Genomic DNA, 14222 nt, shown 5'->3' with positions numbered 1-14222 from the left:
CCCCCGGCTGTGCCCCGACACACACCCCCGTAGGCCGCCGGCCACCGGGCCCCGGCGGCGTCTTCCGCCACCGCCCGGCGCGGCTCCCCGGCCGGCGGTCCGGGCGGTCCGGGCGGTCCGGGCGGTCCGGGCGGTCCGGGCGGTCCGGGCGGTCCGGGCGGTCCGGGCGGTCCGGGACCGTACCCCGCGGCGGCGGGGCGGGACGCGGCTCGTGCGGGTGCGGGACAGGGGGGCTCCGCGTTCGGCAGACTGCCCGCATGGGCCTTCTCGGCGCCGCGTGCGCCTCCCTCGCCGCCTGGATCTGGCTGACGTTCGCCCAGGGCATGTTCTGGCGGACGGACGTCCGGCTCCCCCCTCGCACCGCCCCCGCCCGGTGGCCCTCCGTCGCCGTCGTGGTCCCGGCCCGGGACGAGGCGGAGGTGCTCCCGTGCAGCCTCCCCTCCCTCCTCGCCCAGGACTATCCCGGCCGGGCCGAGGTCATCCTGGTCGACGACGGCAGTACGGACGGCACGGGCGCGCTGGCGCGCCGCCTGGCCGGCGTGCAGCCCGGGCTGCCGCTCACCGTGGTCTCCCCCGGCGAGCCGGATCCGGGCTGGACCGGGAAGCTGTGGGCGCTGCGCCACGGCATCGCGTTCGCCCGCACCGCGCGTGAGGCCGAACCGGAGTACCTCCTCCTCACGGATGCCGACATCGCGCACGAACCGGACAGCCTGCGCGAGCTGGTCGCGGCCGCGACCTCCGCCGACCTCGACCTGGTCTCGCTGATGGCCAGGCTGCGGGTCGCCGGCTTCTGGGAGCGGCTCGTCGTGCCGGCGTTCGTCTACTTCTTCGCCCAGCTCTATCCCTTCCGCCGGATCAACCGCCCCACCGGCCGGACGGCCGCCGCGGCCGGCGGCTGCGTCCTGCTGCGCACGGAGGCGGCGGTGCGGGCCGGCGTGCCGGACTCGATCCGGCAGGCGGTCATCGACGACGTCTGCCTCGCCCGGGCCGTCCGGGACTCCGGGGGGCGGATCTGGCTGGGGCTCGCAGAGCGGGTGGACAGCGTGCGCCCGTACCCGGCCCTCGGGGACCTGTGGCGGATGGTCGCGCGCAGCGCGTACGCCCAACTGCGGCACCAGCCGCTGCTGCTGGCGGGGACGGTGGCCGGGCTGGTCCTGGTCTACCTCGTCCCCCCGGCCGCCCTCTTCGCCGGGCTCGCCGCGGGGCACGCCGGGACGGCTTGGGCGGGCGGCCTCGCCTGGCTGCTGATGACCGGAACGTACCTTCCGATGCTGCGCTACTACCGGCAGCCGGCGGCACTGGCGCCCCTGCTTCCGCTCACGGCACTCCTGTACCTGCTGATGACCGTCGATTCGGCCGTGCAGCACTACCGGGGTCGGGGGGCGGCCTGGAAGGGCCGGACCTATGCCCGTCCGAGTGATGTCTGAAACGGCGAATTGCCGCCGGAACCGATGTCATCCCAGGTCACCGCATTGTGACGCTGCGTCAGCGGCAAGTCGGTGCAACACCCAACGGTCAAGCACGAGTCGGGACAAGCAGGTACGCAAGTGACGTATCGTGCACGTGAACGTGAAGTGAAAGGTGTGGCGCTGACCTGCGAATATGCAGGTCAGCGCGGCCTTCGTCACACCTCGCTATGGACCCGGTGAAGCCGTGGGCTTAACTTAGGTCCCATGACCTCCCCCCGCTCCACTTATGGCGGCGGTTACTACTCCGCGCCCTCTTTCCCGGACACTCCCATCTACGACTCGCTCGTGGCGGAACGCGGCACTCCGCAGATCGCCCCGATCCGTGTTCCGGCCGCCTACGATTCGCCGAGCTCCGGCTACTCGAGCGGTGGGTACCTGCCGGCCCTCGCCTCCGCGCTGCCCGCGCTCCCGGCCGCCCTGCCCCCGGCACCGATGCCTCCACAGCCGCAGCAGACCGGCGGGTACGGGTATCCGTACCAGGGGCAGGGCGCGCCCTCCCCGATGCCGCTGCAGAACGCGCCCGCGCCGTACATCCCGCAGCAGCAGCCGGTGGCAGCCCGCGCCGGGTACATGCAGCAGGCGCAGCCGCAGCCGCCCCGCCCGGTCGCCGCGGGCGCCGGGTACGAGGCGATGCGTCCGGCGGCGCCGCGTCCGATGCAGGTGGCGGCGCCGGCCGCGGGCCCCTCGTACGACGACCCGTACGGCCGCCAGTACCAGGGGCGCGCCTACTGACGCCCGCGCGTACGCGGCACGCGTGCGGGCCCTCCCCCCGGGAGCGGGGCACGCGTGCCGACGGGCAGCCGCGCGGACGCGGCCGGCCCCGGTCCTGACCGACCCGGATCCGGCCGCCGATACCCGCTGGGGCTGCCGAGGGGCGCCTGGCAGGATGCCCCCATGGCGAACTTGTATGTCCGGTCCTTGCACGTCCACCCCGTCAAGTCGGTGGCGGGGGCAGCTCCCGACGAGGTGGCCGTGGAGCCCTGGGGCCTGTCCGCGGACCGGCGCTGGGCGCTGGTCGACTCCGCGGGCAAGGTCATCACGCAACGCGAACAGCCGCGGCTGGCGTTGGCTTCGGCGCGTCCGCTGGAGGGAGGCGGCGTCGCGGTGGCGGCGCCGGGCATGGCCGGCCTGGTCGTGGAGGTCCCGGAGCCGGGGCCGCTGGAGCCGGTGGCGCTGTTCGGCAAGAAGGTCGAGACGGTGGTCGCGGCGCGCGCCGGGGGCGACTGGTTCAGCACCTACCTCGGGATTCCGGTTCGGCTGGTGCACATGGACGACCCGGCCGTACGGCGTCCGGTGGACCCCGACTACGCACTGCCCGGTGAGACCGTGAGCCTCGCCGACGGCTACCCGGTGCTGCTCACCACGCTGGCGTCGCTGGACGCCCTCAACTCGCTGATCGCGCGGGGGGACCATCCCGAGGAGGGTCCGCTGCCGATGGACCGGTTCCGGCCCAATGTGGTGGTCGCCGGGGCCGAGGCCTGGGCGGAGGACGGGTGGCGGCGCGTCGCGATCGGCGACGCCGTCTTCCGCGGGGCGCGGGAGTGCGGGCGGTGCATCGTGACCACGTCCGACCAGCGGACGGCGGAGCGCGGCAAGGAGCCGTTGAAGACGCTGGCCCGGCACCGGCGGATCGGCAAGTCGCTGGCGTTCGGGCGGCTGCTGGTGCCGGTGCGGACGGGCACCGTGCGCGTCGGCGACGAGGTCCGCGTCCTGGAATGACCCGTGGAACACCCCCGGGACGACACCTGGAATGACACCTTCGGGGGGCTCTGGCGGATCCCAGGAACCAACCGCCGAGGGACGGCCGTTGGATCATCCGGAACGTGCCTGAGTCAGACGGAGGCAAGGGGGTGCCGGACCGTGCGGGCAGCAATGGGTGTGTGGCGCTGGCGGCGCAATCCGCTGTGCCGGCCTACGGATCTCTTCGAGGCGTGGGTGGCGTTCGCCGCGCTGGTGTGCGTCCTGCTGGTGGCACCGGCCGTCGGCTGTGTGACGGGCCTGCGGGTGGACGGTGCGCTGCAGCGGGCCGCGCGCGAACAGCGGCAGGAGCGGTACCTCGTCCCGGCGGTGGTGGTCCGACCGGCCGCGGCCGAACCGCCGGAGGGCGCGGGCGGCGAGCCGGAGCCGCAGCGGCAGGCCCCGCAGCGTACGCGGATCGTGGCGGCGTGGACGGCACCGGACGGCAGCAGCCACCAGGGGACGGTCCCGGCGGCCGAGGAACCGCCGAGGGCCGGCGACCGGTTCCGGATATGGACCGATCTGCGCGGCCGGCTCGTGACCCGGCCGCTCGACCCCGACTCCGCCAGCGCACATGCGGCCGTTCTGGGCCTCGCCGTCGCGGTGGGCGCCGCGGCGCTGGCGGAAACCGCCCGCAGGCTCGTCGTACGCCGGCTCGTGCACCGCAGGTACGTGCGGCTGGACCGGGCCTGGGCGGCGGCGGGACCGGACTGGGGCCGGGCGGGTGCAGGCAGCTGACCTGGCCTCCCGACGGCTTTCCGCGCGCTACGGTGGAGCCCCCGGAGCGGTTGCCGTCAGCCGCTGCGGGCGGATCCGGCGGGTTCAGCCGGTTTCGCCGGTTCTGCCGGTTCGGCAGAGCGAGGACGAGAACGAGGGCGGGGGCACGACAGCACCATGGCACAGGGCACGGTCCAGGTGACGCACGGCGGGTCTTCACGGTGGCGGCGCCGCTCCGGTGAGTATCCGACGCTGGCCGCCGCGCTCGCCGCCGCCGGCGACGGGGACGTGCTGACCCTCGCCCCCGGCACCTACCGGGAGAACCTGCTGCTCCAGCACGCCGTGACGCTGCGCGGGCCCGAGGGCGCGCCGGGGTCCGTGCGGATCGCCCCGGCGGACGGGGTCGCGCTCACCGTGCGGGCCTCGGCCGTGGTCCAGGACCTGCACGTGGAGGGCCAGGACCGGGCGGCTCCCGCCGTGCTCGTCGAGGCCGGCGCCCCGGAGCTGGCGGGGCTGCGGGTGAGCACGCGTTCGGCCGCCGGGATCGAGGTGCGCGGCGGCGCCCGGCCGCTGGTGCGGCGGTGCACGGTGGAGAACCCGACGGGCGTCGGGATCGCCGTACTGGACGGCGGCGGCGGGGTGTTCGAGGAGTGCGAGGTCGTCTCCGCCGGTCAGGCGGGGGTCTGCGTCCGCGGCGGTGGGCATCCGCGCCTGGAGCGGTGCCGGATCCACCACGCCTCGGGCGCGGGCGTCGCCGTCACCGGTGAGGGCTCGGGGCTGGAGGCGCTCGGCTGCGAGGTGTACGAGATCAAGGGGACGGGTGTGCAGATCGCCGCCCGTGCGGCGGCCCGCCTCACCGACTGCACGGTGCACCGCACCACGGCCGACGGGGTCACCCTCGACACGGACGCCGTCCTCGACCTCTCCGGGTGCGACATCCACGACGTTCCGGAGAACGCCGTGGACCTGCGGGCCCGTTCGGTCCTCACCCTCGCCCGCACCACCGTGCGCCGCTTCGGCCGCAACGGGCTGTCCGTGTGGGATCCGGGCACCCGGGTCGAGGCCGAGGCCTGCGAGATCCACGACAGCACGGGCGACTACCCCGCTGTGTGGATCAGCGACGGGGCCAGCGTCTCGCTGAACGGGTGCCGGGTGCACGACGTGCCCGACGCGGTGTTCGTCCTGGACCGGGGGTCGCGGGCGGACGTGGTCGACAGCGACCTGTTCCAGATCCGCAACACGGCCGTGTCGGTGAGCGACGGCGCGACCGCGCAGGTCGAGGACTGCCGGATCCGGGAGGCGGGCACCGGTGCCTGGTTCCGCGACCACGGCAGCGGCGGCAGCCTGACCGACTGCACGATCGACACGGCCCAGACCGGGGTGATCGTCACCAAGGGGGCCGACCCAACGGTCCGGGGCTGCACGGTCACCTCGCCGGCCGAGGCCGGGTTCTACGTGTCGGCAGGCGGCCGCGGAAGCTTCGACTCCTGCCGGGTGACCGGCAGCTCGGGCTTCGGCTTCCACGTCCTCGACGGCTGCCGGGCCACCCTGACCCGCTGCCACACCGAGCACTGCGCGCGCGGCGGCTACGAGTTCGCCGAGGACGGCCCGGTCGCCGAGGGCTGCACCTCGGACGAGCCGGCGCCCCGGCACGCCGACCGGCCGGCCCCCGGCGGCGCGCCCGCCGGGGAGCGCCCTGGCGTCCGTACGCTCACCGGGCAGCGGACTGCGGGGTCCGTGCCGGCCGGCCTGGCCGCACCGGCCACGGCAGCAGCGGCGGCGGTGTCCGGGGCCCCGGCGGCGGAGGGGGCGGCCGACCGCTGCGCGCCGGCGCCGCGCGGCTCCGGCCAGGTACTGGAACGACTTGAGGCGCTGGTCGGGTTGGAGAGCGTCAAGCGCGAAGTGCGCGCGCTCACCGACATGATCGAGGTGGGGCGGCGGCGGCAGCAGGCCGGTCTGAAGGCCGCCTCGGTCCGCCGCCACCTGGTCTTCACCGGTTCCCCCGGAACCGGCAAGACCACGGTGGCCCGGCTCTACGGGGAGATCCTCGCCTCGCTCGGGGTCCTGGAGCGCGGCCACCTGGTCGAGGTGTCGCGCGTGGACCTGGTCGGCGAGCACATCGGGTCGACGGCGATCCGTACGCAGGAGGCGTTCGAACGGGCCCGCGGTGGAGTGCTGTTCATCGACGAGGCGTACGCGCTGGCCCCCGAGGACTCGGGCCGGGACTTCGGGCGCGAGGCGATCGACACGCTGGTGAAGCTGATGGAGGACCACCGCGACGCCGTCGTGGTGATCGTCGCCGGGTACACGGAGGAGATGGACCGCTTCCTGACCGTCAACCCGGGCGTGGCCTCCCGCTTCTCACGGACCATCACCTTCGGGGACTACGGGCCCGGGGAGCTGCTGCGGATCGTGGAGCAGCAGGCTGAGGAGCACGAGTACCGTCTGGGCGAGGGCACCGCCGAGGCGCTGCTGGCGTACTTCACGGAGCTGCCGAAGGGCCCGGCGTTCGGCAACGGCCGTACCGCCCGGCAGACGTTCGAGGCGATGGTCGAGCGGCACGCGGGCCGGGTGGCGCAGCTGGCGGACGCGGGAACGGACGAGCTCACGCTGCTGTTTCCGGAGGATCTTCCGGCGCTGCCGGCTCCCTGCTGACCCTCGGCCCCGGCACACCGGACCCCGACCGCTCGGGCGGGACGGCGGGCCGGTCCGGGGCGGTCGCGTCGTCCGGGGAGGCGGTCTGCCCCGGCACGGCCGGCCGGTCGGGGGCGGGGGCCTTCCGCGGGTCCGGGCGGGGTGGGCCGGCCAGGCGGGTGAGGAGGGCGTCGCGTTCGGCCGCGAAGGCGGGGTCGGACGGGTAGTCGTAGTGGCCCAGGACGGGCGCGGGCAGCGGGTGGCGTGCGCTGCGTCCGTAGGCGAGCGGGTCGGCGAGCGGGCCGCGGTCCACGTCCCCGGCGGGGTCCGCGGCGACCGGGCCGCCGATCGGGTCGGTGGCCCGCCACAGGTTGCGCCAGCAGTCGACCTGTCGGTGCAGGGCCGTGAGGGGGCCGGGCCCGAAGTAGGCGGGGAACCAGCGCCCGTAGAGCCGGCGCAGCGGCGACCCGTACGTGAGGAGGGCGATGCGGCGCCGCGCGTGCGGCGGAAGCTGCCAGACGGCGGCCGCCGCGAGCACGCTGCCCTGGGAGTGCCCGGAGATCACCAGCCGGCCGCCCGTGCGGCCGGTCCAGGCCGTCATCCGCCAGGTCAGGTCGGGCACGGCGCGCTCGGCGTAGCAGGGCGGGGCGAACGGGTGGGCGGCCCGCGGCCAGAAGGTGCCGACGTCCCACAGCACGCCGATGGTGCGGCGGGCGGCCTGGTCCCGGTAGGCGCGGCGGCCCCAGGTCACGAAGAGCAGGAAGCCGAAGCCGATCAGCCAGGAGCCGGCGTCCTGTGCGGCGCGGGCGGCGGCTTCGAGGAGCGGGGAGCCTCCGCGGGCGGCTTCGCCGGGGAGCGCCCCGCTCAGCCATGCCCCGGCCAGGGCGGCCGCCCCGAGCAGCAGGGTGACCCCGGAGACGGCGGCGAGGAACCAGGGCGCGGAGTCGGTGAGCGCGGCGGCGGCCCGGGCTCCGGCGATGCGGCGGCTGCGGTCGGCGTCCGGGGTCTCGCCCGGGTACTCGGCGGCGATCCGGGGGGCGAGGCGGCGCCGGTGGAGGGCGCCGCGCACCGCGAACACGGCGGCGAGCAGTGCCAGGACGAGGAGCAGCGGCGGCAGGACGGCGGCCTGCCAGGACAGCAGCACGGGTGGTACGGGCGGGCCGGCGCCGCCGGCGAGGCGGCCGGCGACCCACTGGGCGACCCCGCCGGACATCACGCCGCCGAGCACGCAGCCGAGCGTGGCGACGGCGGGCCCGCCGAGGCCGCGCAGCACGGTCGCCCCGTCGGGGGCGCGCCGGTACAGGCGGGCTGCGACGGCGGCGAGGGCGAGGACCAGCACGCCCTGGGCGAGCGTCAGCAGCCCGAACGCGAAGTCGCCGGGAAGCCGGCCGGAGGAGGTCCAGCCGGGGCGGGACCAGGAGGCGTGGAGCAGCACGGCGGCGAGCAGGGCGAGAGCGGCACCGGGCAGCACGGTGACGGCGGCCCGGTCGAGGCGGTGGTCGGCCCGGACCTCGGTGCGGCCGCGCCGGCAGACGACCCAGACCACCGCGGCCGCCCCGGCGGCGAGCAGCACCTCCAGGGCCCAGCCGAGGGCTTCGAGGGCGGGGGTGCCGGCGCGGCGGTCGTAGCGGGCGGCGGGCGCGGCGACGGCGGCGGCGACGGTGAGCAGCCCGGCGGCGGTGTGCGCGGCCCTCAGCCGGGCCACGATCCGCCGCCCGAACCAGAATCCGGGCCGGCCGAGGGCGGGCGCGTCGCCGGGCCCTTCCACCGCGGTGGCCGCGGCGGGCGAACCGGCAGCGAGGGCGGCGGACCCGGAACCGGACGCGGGGGCGGAGGCGGAACCGGACGCGGGGGCGGCTGCTCCGGCCGCCTCCTGGGGCGCGGTCTGGGGCGGGGTCTGGGATTCGTAGGCGCTCCACGTCCGGTTCGACAGGAGCCACAGCAGCCCGGTGAGCGCGGCCGGGACGAGAGCGCCGAGGGCGAGCCGCCGCCCGGGTTGGCCCCACCAGCCGCCGGGCTCCGCGAACCGCAGCCAGGAACGCGAGGCGGTGCAGGAGGCCGTGCCCGCGCACTGCCAGGCGAGAAGGTCGAGGGCGACCTCGCAGGCAGCCGCGATCAGCAGCAGGGTGAGGCTGAGTGCGAGGAGCCGGACGAGCAGCCCGTACGCGCGGACCGCCCGCGGCGGCGTCCCGTCGGGAGCGGCCGGCGCGGCAGGCCGGGCCCAGTGGGCGAGGTTGACCACCATGAAGGGCAGCAGGAGCAGCCACAGGGCGCGCGAGCTGTTGCCGGAGGTGAGGCGGGACCAGCAGTAGGCCTCGACGACGGGCCGGCCGGCGTACCGCTCGGGGTGCGACTCGGCATCGGCGTCGGCGGCACGGCGGAACACGGCTGCGGTCGCGTCACCGGTGACCCTGACGGTGCGGGGATCGTCGAGCAGCTCCTCGGGAGCGGCGCCGTGTACTCCGTGGACGCGGAGTTCGAGGGCCGGGGGCCGAAGCGGGGTGAGGAGTTCGAGGGCGAGGGGGTGCGGGGGATGTGGGGGATGCGGGGGCTGGGGGACGTCCGGCACGGCGGCCTCCGCTCGCGGGGCGGGATCAGCGCAGGTCCTGCATCCAGCATCCCGCGCACCGGAGCGCACGCATAGCCCCTGTACGGGCGATACGCGCACGGGCGCACCGAAGCCGTTCGCACGGGCCCACGGGCGTACACAGAAATCTGACGGCTTATCAACTACCCTTCGGTCGCACGCACTCTTCCACGCCCGACCGCACCGCACGCCTCACCGCACCGCACGCCTCACCGCACCGCACGCCTCACCGCACCGCACCACCGCCCGGCACCCCAGGAGGTATCCCATGGCTCGCCGACTCCGCCCGGTGGGGCTGGACTTCACCGAGACCGCCCCGGTACGCCTCGCCTTCGAGACCCTGATCGCCGCGGCACCGCCCGAGGCGGTCTACCGGGCGCTGGCCGAGGACGTCGAGGGCTGGCCGGGCTGGTTCGGGGCGGTCACCCTCGCCCGGCCGACGCACGGCGGCGCCGGCCGGGAGGTCCGGTTGCGGGGCGGGGTCCGCCTCCAGGAGACGATCATGGCGGCGGACGTCGGGCGGCTGCGCTACGCCTACCGGGTCGACGAGACCAACGCCCCCGGCGTCCGGGCCCTGTTGGAGGAGTGGCGGCTCGCCCCCGCCGGACCGGGCCCCGGCACCCGGGTCCGGTGGACGTTCGCCGCGGACGGTCCGGCCGTGTTCCGGCTGCTGCTCGCCGGGGCCCGGCCGGGGCTGGGCCGCTCGTTCCGGGGCGCGGTCCGCGCGCTGGACGCCCGCCTGGCGGCGCGGCGCTGGGCGCCCTGACCACCCCGGGCACCCGTACCGCCCCTACCGCCCCTACGGCCCGGCCGCCCTGACCGCCCTGACCGCCCCGGCGCCCTGCACGCGGGGCCTCAGGCGCCGGGCTCGCGCCAGACGCCCGTCGCCAGCATCGTCTCGATGGTCTCCGTGTACGGGGTGAGGTCCAGGCCCTGCCCGGCGACCCATTCGTCCGAGTAGTACTTGTCCAGGTAGCGGTCGCCCGGGTCGCAGAACAGGGTGACGACGCTGCCCGTGCGCCCCTCGGCCACCATCTCCGCGACGATCTTCAGGGCGCTCCACACGCCCGTTCCGGTGGAACCGCCCGCTTTGCGGCCGATGGCCTGCTCCAGGGCGCGGCAGGCGGCGATGCTCGCCGCGTCCGGCACCTTCATCATCCGGTCGACGGCGCCCGGTACGAAGCTCGGCTCCATCCGCGGCCGCCCGATGCCCTCGATGCGCGAGCCGCAATCGCTGCTCGCGTGCGGGTCGTTGGCGGTCCAGCCGTCGAAGAAGCAGGAGTTCTCCGGGTCCGGGACGCAGACGCTGGTGTCGTGCTGCATGTAGCGCACGTAGCGGGCGATGGTGGCCGAGGTGCCGCCGGTGCCGGCGGTCGCCACGATCCACGTGGGCTCCGGGTACCGCTCCAGGCGCAGCTGCTGGTAGATCGACTCCGCGATGTTGTTGTTGCCCCGCCAGTCCGTGGCCCGCTCCGCGTATGTGAACTGGTCCATGTAGTGGCCGCCGGTGCGGGCCGCGAGGTCCGCCGACTCCTCGTACATCTTCATCGGGTCGTCCACGAAGTGGCATTCGCCGCCGTGGAATTCGATCAGCCGGCACTTCTCCCGGCTGGTCGTGCGCGGCATGACCGCGATGAACGGGACGCCGATCAACTTGGCGAAGTACGCCTCGGAGACGGCCGTCGAGCCGGACGAGGCCTCGATGACGGGGCGGCCGGGGCGGATCCAGCCGTTGCAGAGGGCGTACAGGAACAGCGAGCGCGCGAGGCGGTGCTTGAGGGAGCCCGTCGGGTGCGTGGACTCGTCCTTGAGGTAGAGGTCGATGCCCCATTCCTCGGGCAGCGGGAAGCGCAGCAGGTGGGTGTCGGCGGAGCGGTTCGCGTCTGCCTGCACCTTGCGGACGGCTTCTTTCAGCCAGGCGCGGTACTCCGCGTCGCTGCGGTCGACGTCAATCGTCGTAGCCGTCGTACCGGAGGTACGGGTGGTGCTCATGCGCCTTGCTCCTTCGTGCGTTCCTGGCCCCCTGCTTTCGCAATGTACCCCTCTCACCTGCACAAACAGTCACTTTGGGTATCTATATGGATCGCTTTCGATCGCGTTCGGTTGCATCCGCGGGCACCGTGGGTGACCCTGGTGTGGCATTACCGAGGGTGCAGCACCCGTAACACTCATGTCGGGGAGTCGCAGCCGTGATCAGTCATTCACGCAGGCACTGCGTCGTCGAACTGCAGGCCTTGCCGTCCCGGATCGGCCAGATCCGGAGGATCGTTTCAGCGCAATTGCGCCACTGGCAGCTGGATCCGCTCATAGACCGGGCTGCGCTCGGGGTGACGGAGCTTCTCAGCAACGTCCACCGGCACGCGCAGCCGGACAAGAGGTGCACGGTCGAGATCGAGCTGCGGCTGGGGCGGCTCACGGTCTCGGTGTACGACAGCGATCCGCGCCTCCCGGTCCGCCGGCCGGCGTCCGGGGACGCCCCGCCCGTCCCCGGCCCCAGCCCCACGCCCGGCTCCGGCCTGCTGGACTCCCTGGAGACCTGCGGGCGCGGCCTCGCCCTCGTCGAGGCGGTCAGCGAGGCCTGGGGGGCCCGGCCCCAGGAGGACAGCTCGGGCAAGGTGGTGTGGTTCTCGCTCCGCGCCGCCCCCGCGGCGCCGGCCCGCCCGCGCCCCGTGCGCAGCCGTTCCACCCCGGTACGGGAGCCCGCCCCGGCCCTGTCCCTGGCCGCGGACCCCGACCCCGAGCCGGTGGGCGTGTCGGTGGCCGCCAGCACCGCGATCAGGCCCGGCTGAAGCCCCGCTGCCCGACCCCCTGACCCGGCACCCGACAGCGACGACCGGAGCGAACGGCGGCGACGGGCGGCCACGGCCGGCGAAGGGGGCCTGGCGCTCCACCCCTCACTGACCGGACTGGTGGGCTGGGCCGAACCGGCCTGACCGGCTTCGAGCTCTGGCGATTCCACGACAGCCGGAGAGGAGCAAGTGTCCGGCCCCGCTGCCGCGAACCCCACACGTGATCGCCCGGACTGCTCCTAACCGGCGGCCCCCAACGCACCCAGCGGGTCGTCCAGCACCGGCTGCCAGGCCAGCTCCGCCGCCCCCACCAGGCTGTTGTGGTCCAGCGTGCACGGCAGGATCGGCACTCCCCCGCTGCGCCCCCACAGGCTCCGGTCGGCGACCACGGCCCTGAGGCGCTCCGGGTCGGCGTGGAGCAGCTCGCGGTGCAGCCCGCCCAGGATGATCCGGTCCGGGTTCAGGATGTTCACCAGGCCCGCGAGGCCCAGGCCGAGCCGGTCGATGAGCTCCTCCGCGGCCGCCCGCACCGCGGGCTGCGCGTACTCCTCGCGCAGCAGGTCGCGGGCCTGCTGCAACAGGGACACCTCCGGCCCCGGCGTGCGGCCCGCCGCCGTCAGGAACGCCAGCGGGTCCGCCTCCACGTCCAGGCAGCCGCGGCCGCCGCAGTGGCAGGGCCGCCCCTCCGGGTTGACGGTGAGGTGGCCGACTTCCAGCGCCAGCCCCGAGCTCCCGCTGTGCAGACGGCCGTCCAGGACGAGCGCCCCGCCCACGCCGCGGTGCCCGGTCGCCACGCACAGCAGGTGCTGGGCGCTGCGGCCCGCGCCGTGCCGGTGCTCGGCGAGCGCGGCGAGGTTGACGTCGTTCCCGGCCAGGGCCGGGCCGTCGATGCCGGCCGCCTTCACGCACTGCTCGAAGATGGCCCGTACCGGCGAACCGGCGGGCCAGGCCAGGTGCAGCGGGTTGAGCGCCGTACCGTCCGGCTCGGCGACGGCGGACGGGACCGCGAGTCCGGCGCCGATGCAGCGCCGCCCGGTCTCGGCGAGCAGTGCGGCGCCGGCCTCCACGACCGCGCCCAGCACCTGCGCGGGGTCCTCCGAGACCGTGATCTTGCCGGGGGCGGTGGCCACGATCCGGCCGCCGAGACCGACGAGGGCGGCGCGGAAGCCGTCCGGGTGCACCTGTGCGGCCAGGGCCACGGGGCCGCTCTCGTCGATGGCGAGCCGGTGGGAGGGGCGGCCCTGGGCGCCGCCCGCCCGGCCGGGGCTGGAGTCGACGCGGATCAGCCCGAGCGCCTCCAGCTCGGCGGCGACGGCCCCGGCGGTGGCGCGGGTGACGCCGAGCTCGGCCGTCAGGACCGCGCGGGTCGGGGCCCGGCCCGTGTGGACGAGCTCCAGTGCCGGGCCGAGGGCCCCTCGGCCCCGCTCCAGCTTGGTCTTCGCCGATGCCGCGGATGCCGTGGACGCCGTCGTCACATCTCCCACCCGCCGCGGGGCCCCGTTGCCGTTCATGACAGCGATCCTCGCATGATCCGCAGGCTGCGCGGCGCCCGCGGTCGATCACCGCCCGGTCTCGGCCACGGGCCGACCGGCGCCCGTGCGCCGCCCGTCAGTCCGGGGGCGGCTCCAGCCCGCTGACCCGCATCGTGATGTTCAGTCGCCCGGTCAGCCCCAGCCACGACGGGGAGGTCCCGGGCAGCACCTTCGGCACGCCGTGGTAGGCCTGCCTGGCCGGGCCGCCGAAGACGAACAGGTCCCCGCTGCACAGGCGTACGTCCTGGTAGGGCCGGCCCCGCGACTCCGTGGTGCCGAAACGGAAGACGCAGGTGTCGCCGAGGCTGAGGGAGACGACGGGCGCCGGGGACTTCTCCTCGGCGTCGCGGTGCATGCCCATGCGCGCGTCCCCGCCGTAGAAGTTGATCAACGCGATGTCGTAGGCGGCGTCCGGCGGTAGCCCGCCGTACCCGGCGCCGTACGCGTCGGCCACCGCCTCCCGCCCCAGCTCGGCCAGCCAGACGGGCATCGGCTTGACCGGGGCGCCGTCGCCGTCGACGGCGGTGCGGGCGTACCCGTAGGGATACCAGTGCAGGCCCAGGCACACCTGGCGGGCGGTCATCGTCCCGCCACCCGGCGTGCGGACCGTGCGCAGCCCGGCGGGCGGGCGCGCCCACACCCGGCAGGCGGCGAGCAGCTCGCGCTGGCGCTCCGGGTCGAGCCAGTCGGGCACGTGCACCGCGCCGGGGGCGATCTCGGCCCGCTCGCGCGGGAAGAGTTCCCCGTTCATGGCCCC

General features: G+C 75.5%; 11 protein-coding genes. 7 read left to right on the top strand and 4 right to left on the bottom strand.

Annotated elements, in window-relative coordinates:
• Positions 1-257: 257 nt before the first annotated feature.
• From ACSHWO_RS29845 to ACSHWO_RS29825, 5 genes are all read left to right on the top strand, one after another.
• On the top strand, positions 258-1427 hold the full coding sequence (locus ACSHWO_RS29845) for a glycosyltransferase (protein WP_361090024.1): 1170 nt from the start codon (positions 258-260) through the stop codon (positions 1425-1427).
• A 246-nt stretch (positions 1428-1673) separates the two neighbouring features.
• A complete protein-coding gene (locus tag ACSHWO_RS29840) occupies positions 1674-2201 on the top strand; it encodes a DUF6643 family protein (RefSeq protein ID WP_361090020.1) in 528 nt (175 codons plus the stop codon).
• Positions 2202-2363: 162 nt separating this feature from the next.
• A complete protein-coding gene (locus ACSHWO_RS29835; RefSeq protein ID WP_438316670.1) occupies positions 2364-3188 on the top strand; it encodes an MOSC domain-containing protein in 825 nt (274 codons plus the stop codon).
• A 141-nt stretch (positions 3189-3329) separates the two neighbouring features.
• Positions 3330-3944, top strand: coding sequence for an Rv1733c family protein (locus ACSHWO_RS29830; protein WP_438316666.1), 615 nt, complete (start codon positions 3330-3332; stop codon positions 3942-3944).
• 156 nt (positions 3945-4100) lie between these two features.
• Positions 4101-6578: a right-handed parallel beta-helix repeat-containing protein gene (locus tag ACSHWO_RS29825; protein WP_438316663.1), complete on the top strand. Its 2478-nt coding sequence runs from the start codon at positions 4101-4103 to the stop codon at positions 6576-6578.
• Here ACSHWO_RS29825 and ACSHWO_RS29820 read toward each other — a convergent pair.
• Positions 6529-9126 carry a hypothetical protein gene (locus ACSHWO_RS29820; RefSeq protein ID WP_438316660.1) on the bottom strand — a complete coding sequence of 866 codons (2598 nt, stop codon included), beginning with the start codon at positions 9124-9126 and terminating at the stop codon, positions 6529-6531. The genes ACSHWO_RS29825 and ACSHWO_RS29820 overlap by 50 nt on opposite strands.
• A 286-nt stretch (positions 9127-9412) precedes the next feature.
• Between ACSHWO_RS29820 and ACSHWO_RS29815 the strand changes: the two genes are divergently transcribed.
• Positions 9413-9910, top strand: coding sequence for an SRPBCC family protein (locus ACSHWO_RS29815; protein ID WP_438316657.1), 498 nt, complete (start codon positions 9413-9415; stop codon positions 9908-9910).
• An 89-nt stretch (positions 9911-9999) separates the two neighbouring features.
• Here ACSHWO_RS29815 and ACSHWO_RS29810 read toward each other — a convergent pair whose 3' ends face one another.
• Positions 10000-11136 (bottom strand): PLP-dependent cysteine synthase family protein, encoded by a 1137-nt coding sequence (locus ACSHWO_RS29810; RefSeq protein ID WP_361090005.1) that lies wholly within the window; start codon positions 11134-11136, stop codon positions 10000-10002.
• Between the two features lie 197 nt (positions 11137-11333).
• Here ACSHWO_RS29810 and ACSHWO_RS29805 point away from each other — a divergent pair, with 197 nt between their 5' ends.
• Positions 11334-11933, top strand: a complete 600-nt coding sequence (locus ACSHWO_RS29805) for an ATP-binding protein (RefSeq protein WP_385812911.1) — start codon at positions 11334-11336, stop codon at positions 11931-11933.
• A 239-nt stretch (positions 11934-12172) separates the two neighbouring features.
• Here the strand turns inward: ACSHWO_RS29805 and ACSHWO_RS29800 are convergent, their stop codons facing one another.
• Together ACSHWO_RS29800 and ACSHWO_RS29795 are read right to left on the bottom strand one after the other, a co-directional pair.
• Positions 12173-13444, bottom strand: coding sequence for an ROK family protein (locus ACSHWO_RS29800; protein ID WP_438316652.1), 1272 nt, complete (start codon positions 13442-13444; stop codon positions 12173-12175).
• Between the two features lie 97 nt (positions 13445-13541).
• Positions 13542-14216 (bottom strand): alpha-ketoglutarate-dependent dioxygenase AlkB family protein, encoded by a 675-nt coding sequence (locus ACSHWO_RS29795; protein ID WP_438316649.1) that lies wholly within the window; start codon positions 14214-14216, stop codon positions 13542-13544.
• Between the last annotated feature and the right edge of the window lie 6 nt (positions 14217-14222).

The sequence above is a fragment of the Streptomyces pallidus (ex Mingjun et al. 2026) genome, from assembly GCF_051550185.1.
GTDB lineage: Bacteria > Actinomycetota > Actinomycetes > Streptomycetales > Streptomycetaceae > Streptomyces.
The sequence above is the reverse complement of the archived record's forward strand: the minus strand, read 5'-3'. Positions and strand labels throughout refer to the sequence as shown.